This window comes from Fluviispira vulneris, from assembly GCF_014281055.1.
GTDB lineage: Bacteria > Bdellovibrionota_B > Oligoflexia > Silvanigrellales > Silvanigrellaceae > Silvanigrella > Silvanigrella vulneris.
Genome location: NZ_JACRSE010000005.1, coordinates 193,204 through 216,610, shown reverse-complemented (window position 1 = coordinate 216,610; position 23,407 = coordinate 193,204). Strand labels below are relative to the sequence as shown.

Annotated in this window: 20 protein-coding genes; 10 read left to right on the top strand and 10 right to left on the bottom strand. The window is 33.5% G+C overall.

Annotation, left to right across the window (positions count from 1 at the left end; translation table 11 throughout):
* Positions 1-31: 31 nt before the first annotated feature.
* The 4 genes from H7355_RS12425 to H7355_RS12410 all read left to right on the top strand — a co-directional run bounded on the left by H7355_RS12425 (position 32) and on the right by H7355_RS12410 (position 4,353).
* A complete protein-coding gene (locus tag H7355_RS12425; RefSeq protein WP_186648017.1) occupies positions 32-1,000 on the top strand; it encodes a hypothetical protein in 969 nt (322 codons plus the stop codon).
* Positions 1,001-1,022: 22 nt separating this feature from the next.
* Entirely contained in the window at positions 1,023-2,279 is a 1,257-nt protein-coding gene (gene fahA, locus H7355_RS12420) for a fumarylacetoacetase (RefSeq protein WP_186648576.1), read from the top strand.
* A gap of 350 nt (positions 2,280-2,629) precedes the next feature.
* Positions 2,630-3,634 (top strand): hypothetical protein, encoded by a 1,005-nt coding sequence (locus tag H7355_RS12415; RefSeq protein ID WP_130611571.1) that lies wholly within the window; start codon positions 2,630-2,632, stop codon positions 3,632-3,634.
* Between the two features lie 179 nt (positions 3,635-3,813).
* Positions 3,814-4,353, top strand: coding sequence for a pentapeptide repeat-containing protein (locus tag H7355_RS12410; protein WP_186648015.1), 540 nt, complete (start codon positions 3,814-3,816; stop codon positions 4,351-4,353).
* A 14-nt stretch (positions 4,354-4,367) separates the two neighbouring features.
* On the opposite strand, the gene H7355_RS12405 is transcribed toward H7355_RS12410, so the two are convergent.
* The 3 genes from H7355_RS12405 to H7355_RS12395 all read right to left on the bottom strand — a co-directional run bounded on the left by H7355_RS12405 (position 4,368) and on the right by H7355_RS12395 (position 10,174).
* Positions 4,368-6,746 carry a hypothetical protein gene (locus H7355_RS12405; RefSeq protein ID WP_186648013.1) on the bottom strand — a complete coding sequence of 793 codons (2,379 nt, stop codon included), beginning with the start codon at positions 6,744-6,746 and terminating at the stop codon, positions 4,368-4,370.
* Between the two features lie 194 nt (positions 6,747-6,940).
* Positions 6,941-7,456, bottom strand: a complete 516-nt coding sequence (gene orn, locus H7355_RS12400; RefSeq protein WP_186648011.1) for an oligoribonuclease — start codon at positions 7,454-7,456, stop codon at positions 6,941-6,943.
* Positions 7,457-7,510: 54 nt separating this feature from the next.
* Positions 7,511-10,174, bottom strand: a complete 2,664-nt coding sequence (locus H7355_RS12395; protein WP_186648009.1) for a valine--tRNA ligase — start codon at positions 10,172-10,174, stop codon at positions 7,511-7,513.
* 170 nt (positions 10,175-10,344) lie between these two features.
* Between H7355_RS12395 and H7355_RS12390 the strand changes: the two genes are divergently transcribed.
* The 3 genes from H7355_RS12390 (at position 10,345) to H7355_RS12380 (ending at position 12,719) form a co-directional block, all read left to right on the top strand.
* A complete protein-coding gene (locus H7355_RS12390) occupies positions 10,345-11,595 on the top strand; it encodes an MFS transporter (protein WP_186647998.1) in 1,251 nt (416 codons plus the stop codon).
* Between the two features lie 151 nt (positions 11,596-11,746).
* On the top strand, positions 11,747-12,220 hold the full coding sequence (locus H7355_RS12385; protein ID WP_186647996.1) for a hypothetical protein: 474 nt from the start codon (positions 11,747-11,749) through the stop codon (positions 12,218-12,220).
* 88 nt (positions 12,221-12,308) lie between these two features.
* Complete coding sequence (locus H7355_RS12380; RefSeq protein WP_186647994.1) at positions 12,309-12,719, top strand: hypothetical protein; 411 nt, start codon at positions 12,309-12,311, stop codon at positions 12,717-12,719.
* Between the two features lie 69 nt (positions 12,720-12,788).
* Here H7355_RS12380 and H7355_RS12375 read toward each other — a convergent pair whose 3' ends face one another.
* Positions 12,789-13,142 carry an HU family DNA-binding protein gene (locus tag H7355_RS12375; RefSeq protein ID WP_130611546.1) on the bottom strand — a complete coding sequence of 118 codons (354 nt, stop codon included), beginning with the start codon at positions 13,140-13,142 and terminating at the stop codon, positions 12,789-12,791.
* 300 nt (positions 13,143-13,442) lie between these two features.
* On the opposite strand from H7355_RS12375, the gene eno reads away from it, so the two are divergent.
* Genes eno through H7355_RS12360 form a run of 3 tightly spaced genes read left to right on the top strand, consistent with a single transcriptional unit; the run spans position 13,443 to position 16,231 of the window.
* The gene (gene eno / locus H7355_RS12370) at positions 13,443-14,723 is read left to right on the top strand and encodes a phosphopyruvate hydratase (RefSeq protein WP_186647992.1); all 1,281 of its coding nucleotides are present in this window, start codon (positions 13,443-13,445) and stop codon (positions 14,721-14,723) included.
* 16 nt (positions 14,724-14,739) lie between these two features.
* On the top strand, positions 14,740-15,048 hold the full coding sequence (locus tag H7355_RS12365; protein ID WP_186647990.1) for a hypothetical protein: 309 nt from the start codon (positions 14,740-14,742) through the stop codon (positions 15,046-15,048).
* A gap of 10 nt (positions 15,049-15,058) precedes the next feature.
* Positions 15,059-16,231 (top strand): ATP-binding protein, encoded by a 1,173-nt coding sequence (locus H7355_RS12360; protein ID WP_186647988.1) that lies wholly within the window; start codon positions 15,059-15,061, stop codon positions 16,229-16,231.
* Position 16,232: 1 nt separating this feature from the next.
* Here H7355_RS12360 and H7355_RS12355 read toward each other — a convergent pair whose 3' ends face one another.
* The 6 genes from H7355_RS12355 to H7355_RS12330 all read right to left on the bottom strand — a co-directional run bounded on the left by H7355_RS12355 (position 16,233) and on the right by H7355_RS12330 (position 23,378).
* Entirely contained in the window at positions 16,233-16,595 is a 363-nt protein-coding gene (locus H7355_RS12355) for an Hpt domain-containing protein (RefSeq protein WP_186647986.1), read from the bottom strand.
* A 10-nt stretch (positions 16,596-16,605) separates the two neighbouring features.
* Entirely contained in the window at positions 16,606-19,437 is a 2,832-nt protein-coding gene (locus H7355_RS12350) for a PAS domain S-box protein (RefSeq protein ID WP_186647984.1), read from the bottom strand.
* Between the two features lie 176 nt (positions 19,438-19,613).
* Positions 19,614-19,997, bottom strand: coding sequence for a DUF6165 family protein (locus tag H7355_RS12345; protein ID WP_186647982.1), 384 nt, complete (start codon positions 19,995-19,997; stop codon positions 19,614-19,616).
* Positions 19,998-20,016: 19 nt separating this feature from the next.
* Complete coding sequence (locus H7355_RS12340; RefSeq protein ID WP_186647979.1) at positions 20,017-20,871, bottom strand: ABC transporter permease; 855 nt, start codon at positions 20,869-20,871, stop codon at positions 20,017-20,019.
* Complete coding sequence (locus tag H7355_RS12335) at positions 20,868-21,788, bottom strand: ABC transporter permease (RefSeq protein ID WP_186647977.1); 921 nt, start codon at positions 21,786-21,788, stop codon at positions 20,868-20,870. Before H7355_RS12335 ends, H7355_RS12340 begins: the two co-directional genes overlap by 4 nt.
* 9 nt (positions 21,789-21,797) lie before the next feature.
* A complete protein-coding gene (locus tag H7355_RS12330; protein WP_186647975.1) occupies positions 21,798-23,378 on the bottom strand; it encodes an ABC transporter substrate-binding protein in 1,581 nt (526 codons plus the stop codon).
* Between the last annotated feature and the right edge of the window lie 29 nt (positions 23,379-23,407).

Below are 23,407 nucleotides of genomic sequence, written 5' to 3'. Positions count from 1 at the left end.
AATTCATTCATTTTTAACACTAGGAGAAATTATGCAAAGTTTAAAAGTTTTTATGAATGAGCTTTTAGATTACGCTGGAATGTTCCCACCAGCGCAGCTTTCGTTAGAAGAATCACTTAAGAACTATGCAGAATATTTATCACATGAATATGAAGATATGCTAGGAAAATTTGTACTTCCAGCAAATAAAATAGTTGAAACTATTTCTTTTCTTAATACACATAATTCTTTTTCACAAGTTGGAAAAAGAAAAGCAAACTTTTCAATAATTCTTTCAACATGTAAGAATTTTAGTGATTTTCCAAGTATACTGCAAAAGGATTTTCAAAACATTAAATTACTTTCAAAAAACTTTGAGACTTCGCTTGATATTCTCTCCATAGAATTTTTGCCAGCAGAAGATATTCTCATTGCAAATTCAAATAAAAGGATAGAAGAGTATTTGTCAATTTTATTCAAGCAGTTTTCTACGTTAAATAAAAAAATAGAATATTTTTGTGAAATCCCATTAAATGATAATTTTAACAAAAAAATAAATGAAATATTCGAATATAACAGAAGTAATTCTGATAATCAAGTGCAAATAAAACTCAGGACGGGAGGGGTTAAAAAAGATCAAATACCCTCAGCAAAAAAAATTGCGCAATTTATTAGCTTATGTGCCCAAAATAAATTAGGAATAAAAGCAACTGCTGGGTTGCATGTGCCAATACCAAACTTTAATCAAGAAGTTGGAACTGTGTTGCATGGATTTTTAAATGTTTTTTCTTCTATGATGCTTTTATATAAAGGTGGAATCACTGAAGAAGAAATAGAAGAAATAATCTCTGATTATACATATGAAGATTTTAAATTTTCTCACGATGGATTAAAAATTCGAAACTTTTTATTAACAAATAAAGAGATTGAAAATCTTAGAAAAAAATATATAAAAAGTTTTGGAACATGTAGTTTTTTAGAACCCATAGAGCATCTTATTGAGCATAAAATTCTTACTTAGTAAAGGTAGTCTTATGAAGGAAATAAAAAGTTGGATCGATATTCCTAAAAATCATGATTTTTCGATTTATAATATCCCTTTTGGCGTCTTTTATACAAATAATCTAAAATCTACTGCCCGTGTGGGTGCTGCACTCGGGGACAATGTAATTGATCTTAGTAGTTTATTTAAGCTTGGATATTTGACTCATATTGCTGGTTTAAAAGCAGAACATTTTGACAATAACAAATTGAATGAATTTTTATCTTTAGGTAATAAAATTTGTAATAATGTTCGCTATGCAATTCAAGAACTTTTTTCTGATTTAAATTCGAAATTGAAGAAACATCCAGAACATTTAGAAACAATTCTTATCCCGACACATTCTGTAAAAATGCTCTTACCTATTCAAGTAAATGACTATGTCGACTTTTATTCAAGTCTCGATCATGCAACTAATGTAGGAAAAATGTTTAGAGACGAGAAAAATCCACTGTTACCAAACTGGAAACACATTCCCATTGGCTATCATGGACGCTCGAGTTCTATTATTGTAAGTGGAACAAATTTTAAAAGACCAAAAGGCCAAATGTGTCTTGCGGACTCCAATTCCCCTGTTTTTGGCTCGACAAAGCAATTGGATTTTGAGCTAGAAATGGCTTTTATTACAAATAAAAAAAGCGAAATGGGTGAGATGATTTCTCCGGATCAAACATCTGATTATATTTTTGGTCTTGCACTTTTTAATGATTGGTCTGCGCGTGATATACAGCGTTGGGAATATGTACCACTTGGCCCATTTTTAGGCAAAAGCTTTGCAAGTTCACTTTCTCCATGGATAGTTTCGCTCGAAGCGCTTGCACCCTTCGCTCTTCCTAGTCAAGACAAAGATGTCACCGAGCTCGAATATTTACAGTGTAAAAAGAATGGACTCTTTGATATTCAGCTCGAAATTTACCTACAGTCGGACAAGATGAGTGAGCCTTTTTTAATTTCAAGTACAAATTACAAATATATGTATTGGAATTTATTCCAACAATTGGCTCATATGACTTCAAATGGCTCTCCTGTCAGCGTTGGTGATGTTTATGCCAGTGGTACAATTAGCGGCCCGTTACCAAATTCATTTGGATCCATGCTTGAGCTTGCTTGGAAAGGAACAAAACCTATAACTCTCCCTGATGGCTCAACAAGATCTTTTATTGAAGATGGGGATACAATTCTATTCAAAGGTTTTGCAATAAAAGGAGATGTTCGAATAGGTTTTGGTGAGCTATCTGCGAAAGTCTTACCCTGCTAAAAATCTCTCTTTTCTTTTATCCATCTCTTCTCTTAAGTGTCTTTTAAGAAGACACTTGATTCTATGAGAATGCTTTTAATATTTTTAATTCCTTATAAATATAACATAAATTCATATATTGAGGATTTTTCTCTAAGAAATTAAACCTTTATATCTCTTGTAAAAATGTCTTAAATTTTGACGGATTGAAAAGACTCTGGTACTTTCTTCAATTGAAGAGTAATCAACTTACATGGAAGAATCGTTAATTGAATTTACTACATATACGATTTTTTTGCACAACTGTTTTAATTTTGTGATTTTTTTAATTTTTAATGTTTTTTTTAATTATTGCTAGAAAGGGAATTATTATGCGTAAGTTACAAGAAGCAGTTAGATTTCCACAATCTGTCCAACTTTTCCGTTTTTGCTTTCGCGTTTTAGAACTTCGTCAGCCAAATGAAAAGGTTCATGACCAAGATCTTGGTTCCATTTTGAATTACAATCCAAGTGATACAAGTCATTGGAAGCGTGGTAAAAAAGCAATACGTAATGTGCAAGCGCTTGAAAATTTAGCTAAAGCACTCGATGTTGATCTTGAAATCATTCAGGATCTTGCTGATGGCCTCGTTGATCTCGATGAAGCTTGGTGCGATTTCTGTGATGCTGAAGAAGAAAGAAGACTTTCTTTAGAAGAGCCAGGTGTTCGTATTGAACGTCGTGATAGAAGTCTTGAAATCGAAAAAGTTGCACAAGAAATTCTTTCAAAAGCAAATATCAATGCAATTCCAGTTCATATTCCAGAATTGATTTCTGCATTTCCATTTATCCAACTTATGCCAGGTGACGTATCTGACAAACTTGCTCGTAGTTCCCGTGTAAAACCAGGACATTACGCAATTCGTTTCCGTAAGGGCGATATCAGAGCGCACACACGCACTGCAATTGCACGTGAAATTGCAAGAATTGTTCTTCTTTCTGAAAGAGAAAAATTCAAATTTACAAGTCGCTGCGAAACTCTTTCACAAGCTGAGATCGTCGATTTTGCCAATGCACTTTTAGTGCCAAGAGAAGCTCTCGCTGTAGAAATCCAAAAAATTTCCACACGTGTAAATATGATCAAAGCTTTAGCGGATCTCTTCTGGGCTCCAAAATCTGTTATTCGCTCAAGATTGTCTTCAATTCTATTTGAAACAGCTTCAAATAACGTATTCGAAGCTGCAGCGCTTGAAGCTAGAATTTCTGTTCAAGACAAAACTGATATGGTTGAAGAAGAATACCTCGACGAAGAGTTTGGCGATGACGCAAATTCACTTTCTTTCTCAAAGAAATCAGCGCGTCCTGCACAGACTCCTGTACCAAACTCTGTCCACTAAAAGTTTTGCATGAATTTCTTAAAGGAATGAGTGAATTTGTTTTCCATTTTCTAAGAAAATTCTATACTCTTAAAAGAGAGCGGTTCTTTTTGACTGCTCTCTTTTTTTATTCTTGATTTTTTTTAATTTTGGGGCAATGTAGAGCGGCAAGCGAACCCAATTAAGGAGGTTTTCTGAAAATGGTAGTTGTTCTCAATCGTAATGATAAACCTATAAAAATGAGTTTAATGGCTCGACGTGTGATCGAAGAAGATGATGATGATTTTGATGATGACGCAGAAGAAGAGGATGAAATACATTCTGAAATCCGTGGTGATATAGATTCTGACGAAACAAAACCAAAAACTCTCACACGTAAAGAAGCAATTGATATTTTGCAAACCACCCGTGATTTTTCTAAATTAGATTTTCGTAAAGCGAATCTAGCAAAATTGGATTTTTCCAATTGCAATTTTGAAACTTCAAATCTTTCTTATGTGAATTTTAAAGACTCGAATTTAGAAGGGTGTAATTTTGCAAATGCAAGCTTATGGAATGCGAATTTAGAAGGAGCAAATCTTACAAGAGCGAATTTAGAGGATGCCGATCTTGATTATACTAAATTAAGAGGTGCAATTCTTTACAGAGCAAACGTAAGAAGAGCGACTTTGCCAACGGATCTCATCCCGCGTGATGAAATTTTACGTTCTATAAATGAAGGCACAAAGGTCAATCGCTAATACTTAACTGCCAATCAGTCTTTATCTAAAATATGTTTTTTTACGTAAGGGTCTGATAAAAATTGGATAATTGAGAAAACACCCTTATTTTCAATTGCAAGCAAAGCAAAATTGATCTTAAGGGTGATATCAATTTCTTCATTCATTTCTGTAAGAAATTCCAAATACAAATCAAAGGTCTCAAGTTCTTTAGCAAGAGAAAATGTTTTTATAATAACTTTTGTATAATTATTAATGACATCATCAATACTCGTCTTAAATAATGTCTTAGATTTTTTCTCTTCAAATTTTTGGATCGATTCGATCAAATTTAAAGAATCGTTATGAATATTCTCAATCATATTTATAATACCTGTAAGTTTATTTTTATACATATCAGATATATTATGAATAACTTCAGAAGGATCACTTGGCCTAGATTTTATAAAATAATCATAGGCTGGAGTCCATTTATTTTTTGCATATTTTTTCTTAAATTCATCAAACTCTATTATGATTTGCCTCCATATAGCGGCATGATTTGATGAAACAGCTCCACCAATTTTCAAACTAAAAATATCAGTGATGATGCCAAATGGATTTAAATATAAATAATCCATAACAGAATTGCTAAAAAGATTTGTCCATTTATTGACAATTATATATGCAGAGCTCATCCCGACACGGGATAAATACATTGCACCTGTTAAGTTACTGACCCATTTTGTGATCATTTGGTACTTTTGACTAGCTTTATTTGATTCAGATAAATAAAGAATTCCTTCTAAAGCTGACATTGTGAGCCACAGACCTAAATCAAAGTGAGTCGAGTCATTAGAAAGTTTTGAAAATAAGGAATCGGTAGGAGTTATTTTTGCGGTGGTGCGCACGCCAAACTTTATTCCTTCATTCAAGGACCCAAAGTTTCCTAAAACATCGTCAACTTGTTCAGCTAAACCTGTTTTTAGAGTTGCACAGATGGAATTATTATTAATAAATTCTTCATCGATAGATTCTGTTCTTAATGATAATAAAATGACATCTTCGATTAAACTTAAATTCTTTGCATTTTTACCGCAAATTTTAGTGATTGATTTTTGGATAAGTTCTCTTTGTGATTTTTCATCTTTGTTAAGATGATTTTTAATAAATTTTTTGACTTTTGCATTATTGCGAATAAGAAAAGCGGAATTGATATTAATTGCTTTTAAGGAACTCACTTGTAGACGAAGTGTCTCTTCGAGTACTTCTTTTTTTCTAAAATAACAAAGAGTTTTATAATATAATTTTTGTAATCTTGGTAAAATAATCTGAAATTGTTTATCGTCGACAAAGAGATCTTTAGCATATTTATCTGTTTCTTTTTTCAATTCACAATAATATTTAAAAGCATTGGAAAAAAAGAAATTAAAATTTCCAACTTTTAGATTCACTTTCTTTAGTTCAGCAATAATAGAACCCATTTTTCTAATGTCGTTGTTTTCGATTGAGTCATTTAATCTATCTGCTAATTTATTTCTATCAAGTCTTCTAAAAGAATTTTGTCTAATTCCAACATTGTAAATTCTTTTCACAAAATGAGAAAAATGATTTTTAGCGGTTCCTATCCCAGTGCCAATCCCAGTTCCTACAACAGTTGCAGCCATAGCTGTTCCTGTAATTGGTGGTATGAGTATACCAAATAATATTCCATGAAAGCCGACAATGGGTGAGACAAATAATTTATAAATTTGCATATCATTCAATGTACAATAATAATCTAATCTGTCTGTAACATTTTTTTTATTGCTTTCACGTGTTAATTCAGTATTGAGGTCTTTTAAAGTGCGAAAAATTTTCTCTTTATCATACAACCCAGGTATAAGTTTGTATTTTTTCTTATGTAAATTAAATTCATTTCGATAAATTCTTACAAAATGTTCACCTTTGGAGGATTGTTCCTTTTTAAAATAATGTTCATTCCCTGATGGTTTAGCTTTTACATCAATGGCTTTGAAATGGCCTTCTATGCTTTGTTTTAAAGAGTCATATTCTGGGTAAAGTTTGAGAGTCGATAGTTTTTCTTTGCCTATAAATTCTTGCCAATTTTTCTTTGGATCATAAGTGCGGGCAGGGTCAATTTTTTGCGCAAGATAGGCTTTGTTATTATAATTATGGAAAATGTCTAGAAGATGCTTAAATACTTTCTTGTTGTTATACTTTTGTGGTGTTTTGATCATGCTAAAATAAGATAAACAAGTTAAGAAAGCGGAGGTAGAATTGACCAACGGTCTATAATAGCTATTAAATTTCTCAAGTGTTAAAGAAATATTTTCTGTAAAAAACTCCTCTGATTCTTTTGTATAAATTTTATCATTAGCCAATAGTTCATATTTTTCACATTCTTTTTGAATCTTATATGAAGGTATTAGCATAACAAATCTCCAATATATAATGAAATGAATATTAAAAATAATTCAAATCAAAAATCATGCATGCAATTTTTATACCAAAAATATTACATTATTAATTTATTAAAAATATTCAGTTTTTTTCAGGGAACACCAGTTAAAAAAAAATAAAAAAAGATTGCAAAAAAAATCTCCTCTTTTGCAAGAGGAGACTGTAATTAAACATTCACATATTGTAAATAGAACTTGAGTTCTTCAATGGATTCAATGATATCCTCTAGAGCTCTATGTTTATGTTTTTTATCATATTTTTTATTAAAAATATTTTCATAAACAATTTTAAAACTTGAAACATCAAGCATTCTATAATGAAGATTTTTTGCAAGTTCAGGCATCCATTGATCAATAAATTTCCGATCTTGACCAATTGTATTGCCAGCAAGAATTACTTTTTCTTGTGGAGAAAATTCTTTTATCAGAGCAATGATTTCTTGTTCAACCTCTTTTTCAGGCTTACCATTTGCTACTTTTGCTGTGAGACCGCTTTTTCCATGATGCTCAGTGCACCACGTATCCATTCCCTTGAGCACGTCGTCATGTTGATAAACGACGCTGATATATTCTTTTACAACATGAAAAGATAAATCCGTAATAACTAATGCGACTTCTAATATGCGTTCTTTTGTGTGATCGAGTCCTGACATTTCCATATCAAGCCAATATAAATATTTCATCTGTTAAATTCATCCAAGAAAAAAGAAAAAAGAGAGCTAAATGCTCTCTTTATTTTAAAGCTCTTTCAATGAGTCTTGCAACATCTCAAGCTCTTTTTGATTGGATTCAAGTTGTTTTTTAGCCCCGTCAAGAATATGAGCAGGAGCACCCTTCACAAATTCTTGATTGCTCAGTCTACGCTCAATTCCATTTATAGTAGCGGAAACTTTTTCAATTTTTTTCATAAGCCTGTCACGCTCTGCTGATTTATCGACAAGACCTTCAAGGCTGACAAAGATTTCAGAGCCATTGATGAGTGCTGGAGCGCAGAAACCTTTTTGCTCACTTTCAAAATAAAACTTAGCTTTTGCCAGAGCTTCCATCTGTGGGATCAGGTTGCCAAAGCGAGTGTGTGAATCACGCATATAAACTGATAAATCAGTTCCAGGGTGTATGTTGAATTTACCGCGAATTGTCCTGACAGCGCCAACAACCCCTTGCACTTCTCGCATATATTTGATGGAATTTGTATCGATCATGTCTGTGTTTGGTTCAGGCAGTTTTTCGAAGCCAATGGTTTTTCCTTGGCGACTTGGGTTTAATTGTTGCCAAATTTCTTCAGTTACAAAAGGCATAATTGGGTGTAATAATCTTAAAACACCATCAAAAATTTGGAAAGCAAGGGTGATGGTCTCCCGTGCAAGTTCTTTGTTTGCTTCGTCGCTTATGCGTGGTTTCATCAGTTCAACAAACCAGTCACAATAAATCATCCAAACAAATTCATACATAGAACTTGTGTATTGGGAGAATTCATAGCGCGCAATATTCTCATGGGTTTTGCTGACAACATGGAAGAACTCGCTTGTTATCCAGCCCATAATTGTGTCATTTGAGCGAAGCTTTAAATCATCAAATGAGATTTGTGCGGGATCGATATCGAGCTTCACTGCATTCATCGTAAGGAAACGGGTTGCATTCCAAATTTTGTTTGCAAATGTTTTGCCTAAATCACAGCATTCATCGCTCCAAAAAATATCTTGGCCTGTGACGATCTGGTTTACGAGTGAGAAACGCATGGCGTCGGTCCCATACTTTTGCATAACGCCAGAAACATCGGGTGAGTTTCCGAGCGATTTACTCATTTTTCGACCAACAGAGTCGCGGACAATTGGAGTAAAGTAACAGTGCTTAAAGGGCGTTTCACCCATAAAATATTCACCAGCCATTACCATTCTGGCAATCCAAAAGAAGATAATATCAGCACCTGTGACTATAACTTCTGTAGGGTAATAGTAGGCAAGGTCTTTCTTTTCTTCGGAATTTGGATGCGCCCAGTTGTGCACTGCAAATGTCCAAAGCCACGAACTCGCCCAAGTGTCAAGGACATCGTCTTCTTGCTGCAAGACTTTGTGCCCACATTTTTCGCAATGAATCGGAGCTTGCTCTTCGCAGTGAACATGTTGACAGCTTTGACAAGTGTAAATAGGGAGGCGATGTCCCCACCAAAGTTGGCGAGAGATACACCAGTCTTGAATATTTGTGAGCCAATGTTCCCAAGTTTTTTCTTGGTGGGCAGGAATGAGTTTGAGCTTGCCAGAACGGGTTGCATTCAAGGTCATTTCTGCAAGTTTGTCCATTTTTATGTACCATTGTTCACTGAGGTAGTACTCAATGGGCACATTTCCCCGTTCCGAAATGCCTACGACAAGTTTATGCGGAGTGATTTTGTCGAGTAAACCGATGGAGTCGAGTTCGGCAACGAGTTTTTTACGTGCCACATAGCGATCGAGTCCACGATATTCAGTAGGAACGTTGTCATTTAAAGTTGCGTTTGGATGCATAATATTGAGTAGACCGAGTTTATGGCGTTTGCCCACTTCAAAGTCATTCATGTCGTGCGCAGGCGTGATTTTTACGATCCCCGTGCCGAATTCTTTTTCAACATAATGGTCTGCAATAACTGGTATAGAACGGTTGCACACAGGAACGATGACATTTTTACCGATTAAATGCGCATAACGTTCATCGCTTGGATGGACAGCAACGGCTAAATCGCCAAACAATGTCTCTGGACGGGTGGTGGCAACCACAATGCTTTGTTTCGGATTGTCTTCTACAACGTAACGAATGTGCCAAAGTGAACCACTGCGTTCTTCTGGAAAAACTTCTTCATCGGAAATAACCGATTGGCTAACGGGGCACCAGTTCACTAAACGGTGACTTTTGTAAATAAGCCCGTCTTTATAAAGTTTAACTATGGCTTTAATAACGCCAGATGAATATTTTTCATCCATTGTAAAGGTATTGCGTGACCAATCGCAGCTTATGCCAAGGGTGTTTAAACTTTCGATTATCCGTCCCCCGTATTTTTCTTTCCACTCAAAAGCATGTTTTAAAAATGCTTCGCGGCCAATTTCTCGTTTAGAAATTCCTTGATCGGCGAGTAATTTCGTGACTTTTGCTTCGGTTGCAATACTTGCGTGATCTGTGCCCGGAATCCAGCAGGCTTCAAGACCTTTGGCTCTGTGCCAACGGATAAGAATGTCCTGCAAGGTGAACATCATATGCCCCATGGTGAGGTCGCCCGTGACGTTTGGTGGGGGCATAGTGATCGTGTAAGGTTTTTTATTAGGGTTTCTTACAGATTTGTAAAAATTATTTTTTTTCCAATAATCACGAAGCTTTGACTCGGTTTGCGCGGGGTCAAAGGCTTTTCCAAAAGCTTCAAATTTTGTCACGAGGCACTCCTTTTGCTCAAAAACACCTGCTTTTTCTATCATTTAAATTTCTCAGGCACAACAAACAATCTATGGGTGAAATTATTGATAAATTATGTATTTTAAAATGAGTGTGATAAGGAATTGGGATGAACATTAATATTCTATAATTCCAGATATATTAGGTAAGTATGAAGCATAAAATCACAGAGGATAACAAAGATTTATTATTAATTATTATTATATCCGTTGGAGTCATTGCGGGGGTCATGAGTTCATCCATGATCAACTTAGTCATGGATAAAATATCAGTCACTTTTCTAACCAGTCTTTCAACCTCATTTTGGCGAAATACAATATTTTTTACATTCTTTAGCGTTTCACTTTTGTTTTTCGGGAAAGTTGTTGACCGAAATCCAGCTAAAAAAATGTATTTAATTGGCATAGGCATTTTTATTTTATCGTGTGTTTTTAGCTTAATATCAATTCTATTAAAATCTTTTTATTTTTTTCTTGTTACGCAAGCATTGCAAGGAATTGCAGATGCTATCATTGTTTCTGCTCAAATGAAGCTAATTAGAAATATTTTTCCCGAAAATAAAATAGGTTGGACGTTTGGTATTTTTGCAGCAACCCTTTCGTCATCGACCCTTATTTCCCCGGTTGTGGGTGCTTTTATAACAAGATATGCACACTGGTCTTTTATATTTGTCTTTCAACTCGTCCTTGCACTTTTTTCATTTATCTTAGGTCTTAAATATATCGATGAAGTTAAAGAAATAAATTATTTAAAAAAAGAAAGAAGATTTTTCTCCTTATTCCAATTTTTCCCAGAGGAAATATTTACAAACAAGAAGTATATATTTTCGTGTCTAAGGATCTTCTGTTTGTTTTTCGCGTCAAATATATTTTGGATGCTCGCACCTTCCATGCTCCAAGTGATTTATAAATTGGACTTAATGACTTCAGCAATAATTATTTCTGCAAATTCTTTATCAGTCATTTTGTTAGCAAAAAAATTTGGAGTTCTTTCAGATAAAGACCCCGTAAAATGTATTCTCATTGGCAGTATATCTCCTATCTTAGGAATACTGTTTATGTTGCTGGCAAAGCCAAACTCAGTATTTTTAATTATACTTGCTTACATTGTTCTTGGCATTTCTGGAGCAATATCAATGTCTGCTTCTAACAAAGTTGCTATGCTCAGTGTGAAAAAAGAGAATACGGGTCAGTGCATGGGCTTTTTTCAGTTTTTACAGTTTTCATCGGGAGCGGTTGCCGCAAGTTTTATTTCACTTATGAGTCATAGAGATGGATCGATGGATTATTCTAATTGGCAATTTATTTTATATGTTATAATTTTAATATATATCGGCACTTTTATTTTTTCATATTTTAACAGAGAAAATTTTAAAATCAGTCAAGAGAATTTGCAATCTTAAGCTAATTAACTTCTGATATTTCACTCTTAAATTTGCCACACAAAAATGAGTGGATTTTTTTTCAATCTCAAAATTTCTAAAAGGATTTTTTGAAATGAATTTTTTTCTTTTTTTTATTTATTTGTAATAACTTTGTTATAAAGGTGAATTAATGAGAATTGTAAATATTCTTTCTGTTGTGCTTGGATTAGGTATGATTTCTCAAGTATACTCTGCCAATAATGACGAAAATATGTATGGCGAAGAAAGAAATTTCTATATTACCTGTGCGAATAAAAATAATATAAACAATTTTTATTACCCTAAATATGGTAGCAATAAATATTTTTTAGTAAAAGGTGTTCTAAGATATGAAAGTATTAAATTTAATGATAATAATGAAAAATATATAATAATCATAAAAAATAAAGATTACAAAAAATTAAGTAAAATTTGTATGAAAGATTACTTTATGCAGCCAGTTAAACCGAATATAGGTAGTGATTTTTATTTTGCTGTTGAGAAACAAAACAGCTTTATTCTTATAGATGGAAGTAAAGAAATTGAGTATAAAAATATAGAAGAAATGACGCATCTAGAATTTAACAGATACGGTGAAAGTTACATGATATGGAGAAAGGCATAATCATTAAAATTCTAAAAGCAAGCATAGAAATAAATAGGGTTAATAGAACTTAAAATTTTTTTTAAAATATATAGGGATTGAGAACTTAATGAAAGCTTTAGTTTCTTTATTTTTTCTTTTAATAGTTAAAGAAAGCTATGCAGGTGATGTAAAAAAGTTTAGACTTTTTTGTATAAATGAAGATCAAACAAATGATTTCTACTTTCCATATGATGACAATGACAAATTTATTTATGTTGATGGCATACAGATGATGGTTAAACTAAAAAATACTGTTGATATAAAACATATAGTGATAGTAAAGAGAGAAGTTTATAATAAAATTGATAAAGTTTGTGATAAAAATTATAAAATTAAACCAATTATGGAATCTTATGATCATAAATTAAATTTTGCAAAAATAGAAAATGGAAAATTATTGATAAAACTTAATAAAGATATAAATGAAGAAAGCAATATTCCAAAAGAAATGGAGCACGTCTTTATACATTTTGGATAAACAAAAAAAACTAAAAGCCAGAAAAAAACGACTGGCTTTTAGTTTTTATAAAAAATTGCTTTTGCGTGGTTATTTTTTCTTTTTAACCGCAGCAGCAGCAGGTTTTTTAGCTTTAGCAGACGCACGAGAACCAGTAACTTGTTCTTTCAATGATTTTGCAGCGCGGAAAGCGATTTTCTTAGAAGCAGGAATTTTGATTTCTTCACCCGTTTGTGGATTGCGTCCCATGCGTGGTGCGCGCTCCTTAACTTGAAGAATACCAATTTTGTCTATACGAAGTTTCTTACCAGAAGCAACTTCACTTTCTACTGTGTTGAGAAAATCTGCAATCACTTCCTTAGTTATTTTCTTTGGAAGTTGATCAAATTTAGCAGCAACATTTGCAATCATTTGACTCGTTGAAACAGTCTCTGGCTTAGCCATAGGGAACGCCTCCTTTGTGAGAAATATCAGAAGCAAAAATGCCTAACCCATTTTTTTGCGTCAAACTTGACGGATAGTTATTTCAAAATGGTAGATCTGCATGCTCCTGTTACTTAAATACAGGTAATTGACTGCTCAAGTCAATAGCCAAATAGAAAAATTGTAATAAAGCTAGCGTATAATCGGCACAACCCAATCTCAATTTGTGGAACTATTGATGAGTCAATAAATTTGTAGCATAACAGAGGGAAGAATGGGCAGAACAGTTTGCCTGTTTTTTTATCAAAAAAGGGAGAAACTATGTCACTTATCGATTCCATTCGTGCACGTCAAGTGCTTGATTCTAGAGGAAATCCAACAGTTGAAGTCGAAGTTTTAACTGCAGAAGGCTATGTCGGACGTGCATCTGTTCCATCAGGTGCAAGCACTGGTGAGCATGAAGCTTGTGAATTACGTGATGGAGACAAAGCAATTTATTTAGGAAAAAGCGTATTAAAAGCAGTTGATAATGTTGAACAACACATTGCTCCTCGATTAGAAGGTGTGGTTGAAGTTTCCGATCAAGTTGCAATTGACGATCTTTTAATTGAAATTGATGGTACTGAAAATAAATCAAAATTAGGTGCAAATGCAATTTTAGCTGTATCAATGGCATGTGCACGTGCAGCAGCAGAAGAAGTTGGTTTGCCTCTGTATCGTTATCTTGGCGGCACATTTGCAAAAACAATTCCAGTTCCGCTTATGAATGTTATTAATGGTGGAGCACATGCAGATAATAATCTTGATTTCCAAGAATTTATGCTTGTACCACACGGTTTTTCAAACTTTTCAGATGCTCTACGTGCAGGTGTTGAAGTTTTTCATACACTCAAAAAAGTATTAACTGAAAAGAAACTTGCAACAACTGTGGGTGACGAAGGTGGTTTTGCACCGAACTTAGGTAGCAATGAAGAAGCTCTTCAATTACTTGTCTCTGCAATTGAAAAATCAGGTTATAAAATTGGGAGTCAAATCAGTTTTGCTCTCGACGTTGCCGCAAGTTCTTTTTTCAAAGATGGGAAATACCATTTAGATGGTGAAGGAACTAAAAAAACTTCAGTAGAAATGGTTGATATTTATGAAAAACTTTGTAATAAATATCCTATCGTTAGTATCGAAGATGGTCTCGATGAAAATGATTGGGAAGGCTGGAAATTATTAACCGAACGTATTGGTAATAAAGTTCAGTTGGTTGGAGATGATTTATTTGTTACAAATCACAAACTTTTGCAAAAGGGAATTGAAAGAGGAACTGCGAACTCCATTTTGATTAAATTAAATCAAATCGGAACAGTGACTGAAACTCTAAAAACGATTGAACTTGCTAAAACTAATGGATACACAACAATTATCTCACATCGCAGTGGTGAAACAGAAGATACATTTATTGCTGATTTAGCTGTTGCAACAAATTCCGGACAAATTAAAACTGGAAGTGCATCGAGAACAGATCGTATTGCAAAATACAATCAACTCATTCGTATTGAAGAAGAATTGGGAACTACGGCTGGTTTTTCTTGGAAAATGGGTCGTTGTCTCTAATCAATAAGGAAGTCTGATGCTCATTGCTTATAGGTGGGCATCGGATATCAAAAATATGACATCGTCTTCAGAAATTTTTCCAACAGAGTATTCCATGTTGGTGCATTTATTCCTCGATTTAAGAGGAAAAGGAATGTCTATGTCTTCTGCGGATCTCGATATTTTGAAGTCGTGGGAGGATTCTGGTTTAAAACCAGATTTTATAGCACAGGTTATGTTTGAATATGCAGAAGAATGTAAGCACAAAGCAAGACCATTTCCCTCGACTTTAGTTCCTTTGTCCCGTCGGGTGCACGCAGTTTTAATCAAATCAACAGAATTTTAGAGAGTAAAAAATGAGTTCGAGCAGATCGTTTGAAGAAATTTTTTCTTCCTTACAAAATTTAATTGAGTTGAGAGAAAGCGAAGAGGGGGCTTCTGTCACTCTTATGCCAAAATGTCTTTGCGGTAAGAGCGATTATTTTATGCCACAGTCGAAAGACCTTGAGGATGAAATAGACGAGGGCACTGAAGAGCAAGATGACAGCGAACCTATATATATTGAACGGTCTGCGAACAAGTTTCGTTTTGCTGTATGTCCTGCCTGCAACCCACGTTTGCAATGCCGTCTTTGCGAAGGAACTGGGCACAGGGTGCTAAAAGAAGTGCATGTCTTTGAAACAGACGAAGGTGAATTTGAACATTCTATTGAAAATATCAGTCCAAACACATGTGCTTGCACTCATACAGAAAGAATAGTCGAATTATTAAATCAAGCAGAAATTCCTTGTAAATATATGGAAGCAGATTTTCAATCTTTTAGTTTCGATCATTTAAATGACTTGCAACGTAAAAAAATGAACGAAAATATTCATAGAATGGAAAATTTTTGTAACAATTCTGTAGCTATTATTAAAGGTGGAAATGCAGGTAATCATAAATATTTTATGACATTAACTGGACCCGTTGGCTCTGGAAAAACACTGCTTGCAACAGCTTCGCTCAAATATCTTATCATGAATTACAATCTGACGGGGCGTTTTGTAGAATTTCAATTTTTATTAAATCAATTAAAGGCTGAATATGAGCAAAAAAGATCGGGATTTTCCATTCTGAAGCATTTGATTGAAGTTGACATATTAATAATTGATGAGTTTGGTAAAGGTCGCAATGAAAATGAGTGGCAATTAGAAAAACTCGACGATCTTATTAATTCGCGATACAACGCAAAAAAAATCACGATAATAACAACAAATTATTTACCACAAAATTTTAAATATGATGAAAAAGAAATTCCTCATACAACTCATAAGCCAAAAAGTAATTATTGGAGCCCAAGCAGCAAACCTGATAATTTAACCGGAAATATCCCTGTAAATGAGTCTTTTTGGACACAAACGATGCTTGAACGGGTTGGAGCAAGAATGTATGAACGGATTTTAGAGGTTTCAGAATTTATCGATTTTATGAATATTCCAAGTTATCGAAAGTTAATCGGTAAAAGTTTTCTTGATTTATATAATAAATAAGTTAAATATTTTTGACACCTCTACTTTTTTTTATATCATTTAATTCATTGCAAGCATTTTTATACTCGTTCTTTAGTAATTCTGAAAATATTTTTATATCATCGATTTTATTTTCTTCATTTAATGATTCAATTTTTGCACAAAGATCACCTAAAACTGTTGCGCCTATTGCATGTGCGCTTGATTTTAATTTGTGAGAGTTATCACTAGCCCCTTTATAGTCTGAGTTTTGCAAGCAAAAAAACAGCGATTTAATTATTTTTTTAGAAGTTTGTAAAAAGGATTCGATTATTTCGATTACAACATCAGGTTTTCCATTTATTTGCAGTTCTTCATATTTTTTTAGTTTTTCTCTATCGATCATGCATAAATTCCTATCCATTTTTACAGATTAAATATTTTTTAAGTATGAGTTCTAACGATTTTTTATCGACAGGTTTCGTTAGGTATTCATTCATTCCTGCACTCAAACATTTTTCTGCTTCACCTTGAACAATATTAGCTGTAAAAGCAATTATGGGGATTTGATTGTTTAGGATATTACTCTTTCTAATCAATTTACTAGCTGTATATCCATCTGTTTCAGGCATTTGGCAATCCATAAGTATCAGATCAAATTGATTTTCTTTCATAGCAACTAAAACTTTAGTACCATTGTCAACAATTTGATATTTGCATCCCCATTTCTCTAACATTCGCGCAAGAACAAGTTGATTCGTTTCATTATCTTCAGCAATCAAAACTCTTCCTTCAAATGCAAACTGATCTTTTTCCGATAGAGTTTGATTTAAAGTAAGATTTGGTTGAATTTGACTTCCTGTTTTAAGTAATAACTCAATTTTAAATGTAGTTCCTTCCGCATATGTGCTTTCAAAACTAATACTGCCTTTCATAAGTTCAATAAGTTGTTTTGATATGGAAAGCCCTAAGCCGGTTCCACCAAAATTGCGACTCGTTGATTTTTCAGCTTGTGTAAAAGATTGGAATAAATTATTTTTTGCATCTTCAGGTATTCCTATACCAGTGTCGTGTATGGTTATATTTAATAATGTCATATCATTTTGTGGAGACAAATTAGCTGTTACTTCGACTCCGCCTTCAGCAGTAAATTTAATCGCATTTGAAATTAAATTGGAAATAATTTGTCCTAATCTAGGGAAATCTCCATAAACTTTGAAACCATAATCATTGCATTCGGTTTTGAAAAAAATATTCTTTTTTTGAGCAGAAAAATAAAAAGGTTTTATAATATCCTTAAAAAAAGAGCAAAAGTTAAATTCAATTTCTTCAATTTCCATCTTTCCAGATTCAATTTTTGAGAGATCGAGAATGTCATTTATCAATGCACATAATGTTTTACTTGATTGAGATATGGTTTCACTAAATTCTTTTTGCTCTGGTGTCAGTTGTGTTTCTTGCAGTAAAGATGACATACCGATAATTCCATTGAGCGGTGTACGAATTTCATGACTCATTGTATACAAAAAATTTGTTTTAATTTGATCTGCACGAATAGCTTTTTCTTTTGCTTTCAATAACTGTTCATTAGCATTACTTAAATTTTTTTCCTTTTCAATCAATTCATCTCTTCTCTGTTTATCTAAATCTTTTGCAATTTTCTCTGAGGTAATATCACTCAAATATTTAATTACTTTATAAGGCTCACCATTTAGATTAAAAATTGGATTATAAACTCCTCGAATCCATATTTCTTTTCCATATTTATTTATGCGTAAGAATTCTCCTGTTTGAATTTTTCCTTTTCTTATATTTTCCCAGAATTCTACATAAAATGTCGAATGTATTTCTTCTTCTTTTAAAAAAATTGAATGATGCTTTCCTATAATTTCAGAACGATAATATTTCATCATCTTTAAAAAATTTTCATTAGCAGAAAGAATAGTTCCGTCTAAATTAAATTCAATAAATGAAGAAAAGCGATCAATGGCTTTAAGTATTTCGTAATTGTTTGTATTTATTATCTTTTCATTTGTTACATCAAGTGCATGTTTTACAATTTTAATAAGTGTACCATTTATGTCAAAAATGGGGTTATAGGTTCCGCGTATATAAATAATTTTACCTGTTTTTGATACTCTTTCAAACTCTCCTATTTGATGATGGCCATCTCTTAGTTTTAACCAAAAATCACGGTATGCTGGAGTATTTTTAATTTTTTCGGGGACAAAAATAGAATGATGTTTTCCTATGAGTTCTTCACCTGAATATTCCATAAGTTGCATATAGTTTTCATTTACACTTATGATATTTCCCTCCAAATCAAATTCTATAATTGAATTGGATTTGGAGAGCGATTGTAATTTTTGTAATGCATCATTGGATTTATTTTTTTCTTCAGTGATGTCTAGAAAAATTTTTATTATTTTTAAAACTTTATTGTCGTGACTAAAAATTGGGTTGTATATTCCTTTTATCCAAATTTCAGTATCATTGTTTGTTATACGTTTAAATTCGTTGCTTTGAAATATTCCATTTTTTAAATCGAGCCAAAATTTTTTATAGTTTTCAGAAATTCTTTCTGCATAGGGAATAAAAATACCATGGTGTTTGCCAATTATTTCATCAATTTTATAACCATAAAGTTTTAAGGAGTTATCATTAGCATTTAAAATAACTCCGTTTGGATCAAACTCTATTATGGAAAAAGACTTTCTCATTGCATGCATATCATTTTGAGTATTTTGGATTTCTTTTTGTTTTATTCTAAGTTCCAACTGAGCAACGATTTGCCGAGCAATCGATTTTAGAGCTGAGTGCTGTTCTGTATTTAATTTATTGGGAACTTTATCTATGACACACAAAGTGCCAAGAATATACCCATCGGAGTTTTGTAGAGGTGTAGCAGCTATGAAGCGTATCTTAGGGAAATTGGTATCAATTATATTTGATGCAAATTTTTCGTCTGTATTAGTGTCTGTTACTTCAAAAATATTATCTATATATTCTAAATGTGGAAAAAAACTATAATCACGTGGAACTTCATTCTTAGCAATTCCATAATGAGATTTAAACCAATGACGTTTTTCATCCATAAAACTGATGAGAGCAATTGGCGTTTCACAAATTTTTGCAGCAAGGAAGCTAAGGTCATCGAATGATTGTTCTGCTATTGTATCAAGTATATCAAATTTATCGAGAGCCTTTAACCTCTCGAGTTCGTTTGTGGGTAGTATAGGTGTTTTCATTTAAACCCATTTGATTTTGACAATAATATAAGTATTTCTTTCGAAGCTTTATCGGTTTTTAATTATTTATAATTAAATCAGAAAATACGGCTGATGGAATTTTGACAATTCAAAATAATGTATTCTGAATTGTCTTTAAGTTAACAAAATATGAGTGGTTGCACAGGAATTTAATTTTAATACTTATTATAGCTTTTTTCTTCAACTAAAGAACTGCCAGATTGTAAATTAATTTTCTTTTTGATGTCAGCTCTTTTATCGTTCGTAAAATAAACTGCACGTGCTAGACGGATAAATTCTTCATCAAATTCTTTTGCGCGTTCCTTATCGCGAATTTGATCTTCTATTTCCCAAAGTTCTTCATTGTGTTTTTTCAAGCTTTGCACAAGAAAGTCATTGGTGTCGATATTATTTTTTTGGCAAACATCTATTAATAATTGAAGTTCTTTGTTAATGTTTGCGAGTTTTTCTGAGTCTTTAATTTGTGTTGACTTGATTTGCAGTATAGTTATTTTATCTAAAAGCTCACCAATAGAAATTGGTGTATAAATTTCATTCATTTATAGTTTCCTTTGATTATTACATGCGTCCAGCGCCTATACTTTTGGGATCAAACGTCAATCGTAGAGTCTCGCCAATAAAGTTTAGGCTTGCAACGACTGAAAATAAGGCTATTGCAGGGAAAAAAGCAAGTGTGGGATTGGTTGTTAAATAATCACGCGCCGAATTGAGTAGTCCTCCCCAACTTACGTGGGATTGACTCACTCCTAAACCTAAGAAACTCAGGCCTGCTTCAGCTATTATGACTCCTGCGAGAGAAAAAGTTGCCTGAACAGCTAAAGGTGAAATTGTATTAGGAAATATATGTTTGAACATGACTCTTGTCGGAGACGCCCCAAGCGATTGGGCTGCCACAACAAATTCACGTTCTTTAAAGGATAAAAACTGACCCCGCACGACTCGTGCATAACTCACCCAACCTGTTAAGCTCAAAGCTATAACAACGTTTAAAAGACCTCCGCCAAAAAAAGCCATGATTGCGATAGGCAATACCATGGGCGGAAAAGCAAGAAGAATGTCTATAAAACGAGATATAAGAATATCAATTTTCCCGCCAAAAAAACCAGCAATAGCTCCCAATGGAATACCAACAAATAGACTCATGCTGACGGTAAATAGGCTCACAATCAGCGAGGTTGAAGCTCCATTCATAATGAGCAAGCTCACACTTTGGCCATTTCCATCCACGCCTAGCCAGAATTTGCTAGATGGACTAGCGAGTCTTTCTTGCAGGACTAAAGGTATATTTGCAAAATAAGGGATTATTATTGGAAAGAAAGCAATCGTAATCCAAAATATAAGTATAAACGCTGATACAATTGCAAATTTATCACGACTTAAAATTTTAAAAAAACGGGAGACAAAGTCTTTCATGAAAAACGAACCCTCGGGTCGAAAATGCGATAAAGAATATCTACAATAAGGTTACAAATGACGTATATAGTAGCCATAACAATAACGCATCCTGAGACGACATTATATTCTCTTTGTTGAACGGCCTCAACAACAAGACTGCCTAATCCTGGCCAATTAAATATTTGCTCAGTAATAACAGCTCCACTAAGAAGGACCCCAAGTTGCATTCCTAAAATTGTGAGAGTTGGGAGAAATGCATTTCGTAGTGCATGTTTTGTTAAGATCTGAAAGGCTGAAAGTCCTTTGCTTTTTGCAGTACGAATATAATCTTCCTGAAGAACATCAACGATTCCACTGCGGATCATTCTACTTGAAAAAGCAGCTAAAGATGCTCCGAGTGTGATTGCAGGTAAAACGAATGAAGATGCTCCTTCATTGCCGAGCAATGGAAATATTGCAAGTTTAACAGAGAATATCCACATTAAAATAGGACCAATAATAAAACTAGGAGCCGATATTGCAAGTAAAGAAACAATTGCTGAAGTTTTATCGGCAAACTTTCCAGCTTTAGCTGCGCTTATCATGCCGAAAAAAGTTGCTAAAAGAAGGGAAAAAATAAAAGCAATGGATGCAAGTTGCATTGTTTGCCATAGTCTTGGAAGAATTATTTCCATCACAGGAGTGAAATCATGGTAACTATTTCCTAAATCACCTTGGATTAAATTAATAATAAAATAATAATATTGTTTCCATAGAGGTAAATCTAAACCAAAACGAGTGAGCCATTCAGCTTTATCTATTTCAGAGGCATCTGCTCCTAATATACTATCTGCAGGGCTTCCAGGAATCATTCTTTGTAGAAAAAAAATAATTGTTGAAATTCCCCATAAAACAAATAGCAATTGTAAGAAACGTTGGAAAAGGACTTTTAACATAATAATTCTTTAATTTTTTGTTACGTTGACGATTGACCAGTACCTACCGTCTGCGTAAAGTTTATAACCTTCTATATTTTTTCCAGTCACAGCTATATTTAAACTATGCCATAGGTAAACATAAGGCAATTCTGCTGAGAGCAATTGTTGAGCTTGATCGTATATGATTTTTCTTTTTTCTGGGATTATTTCTTCTCGTCCTTCTTGTAAAAGATCATCTATATTTGGATTGGAATATGCTCCTCGGTTCCCACCAGCAGGTGCAACCATGTTGGATGCAAAGACAAAACGTAAGTGATCGGGATCTTTAAATCCTACCCATGGAGAGAGCCAAACACTCGCCACACCTTTTTTTAACTGGTCTAAAAATACACTGTTTTCTAGCATTTCTACAGTTGGTTGAAAACCTACATCTTTTAAATTTGCTGCAATTGCTTTTGCAATTTCAACAGTTGATTTATTGCTACTTGAAACTTTAATGGCAAAAGTAATTGGATCTTGAATATTTGCTTCTTTTAGCAGGGTTTTTGCTCTTTGCGGATCATACTGAATTTCTGGAAGAGAATTGTCATAATAAAAATTATTTGCTGGAAACATGCCTTTTGCTAAAGTCCCTTGTCCTTGTAAGCGGAACTGCAATAAACTTTTTCGATCAATAGCATAAGCAATCGCTTGCCTTACTTTTAAATTACTAAAAATAGGGTCACGAAAATTAAAAGCTAAATATGTAGTTGCTAATTTTGGGGCGCTCAAAATCTGAAATTTATCGTTCATTGATTTTTGAATGAGTGCAACTTTATCTGGATCAATTGCATTTTGTGCAAGATCAATATCCCCTTTAATGAGAGCTGCATACCTTGTTCCGCTGTCCGTAATAATTTTAAAATTAAGATTTTCCATTTTAGGTTTTTCAGAGAAAGTATAATTTTCATTACGGGAGAGAAGCCAGTTGGTTGCATCCGCTTTTTTCAATATGTAGGGGCCACTTTCATAGCCTTGATTGTCAACTTTATTGGGACCTGCTGTTAATATTGCCTCTTTTGGTAGGATTCCTATAACAAGATTGTTTAAAAAAGCGGCATCAGGCTCCTTTAATTCGATAAGAATTTCGTCTGGAGTTTTGGCTTTAAAGACTGTGACGCTATTAAATGCAGCTTTTCTTGGGCTTGGGGGAAAGTTTTTTTCTGGATTCATTATGGCATTATAGGTAGCTACGACATCATCAGCTGTGAGAGTGGAGCCATTGTTAAACTTAATGTTTTTTTTGAGCTTTATTAGCCAAGACTTATTTGAGACAGGGATAATTTCATCAGCTAAAAAGTTCTGCAGTTTGCCATTTTCATCAAAACCGATCAGAGGTAAAAATCTTAAATTTTCAATATATTGGCTATTTGGATCGCTGCCAATCAAACGTGGATCGCCTGATTGTATTTTGGAATCGAAGGCTGCATAGAGAGTGCTTTTTTTCTCTTTGGCATTTTTTAAATCATTCTCATTACTTGAATTTTGAGCCTGATAAATGGCAAAAGCCACGGCAGATATTGAAACAATTGATATTATTATTCTTTTACTAGAAAACCGCGAGTTCATTTATTTCTCCTAGAGCGCTTTTTAACGCT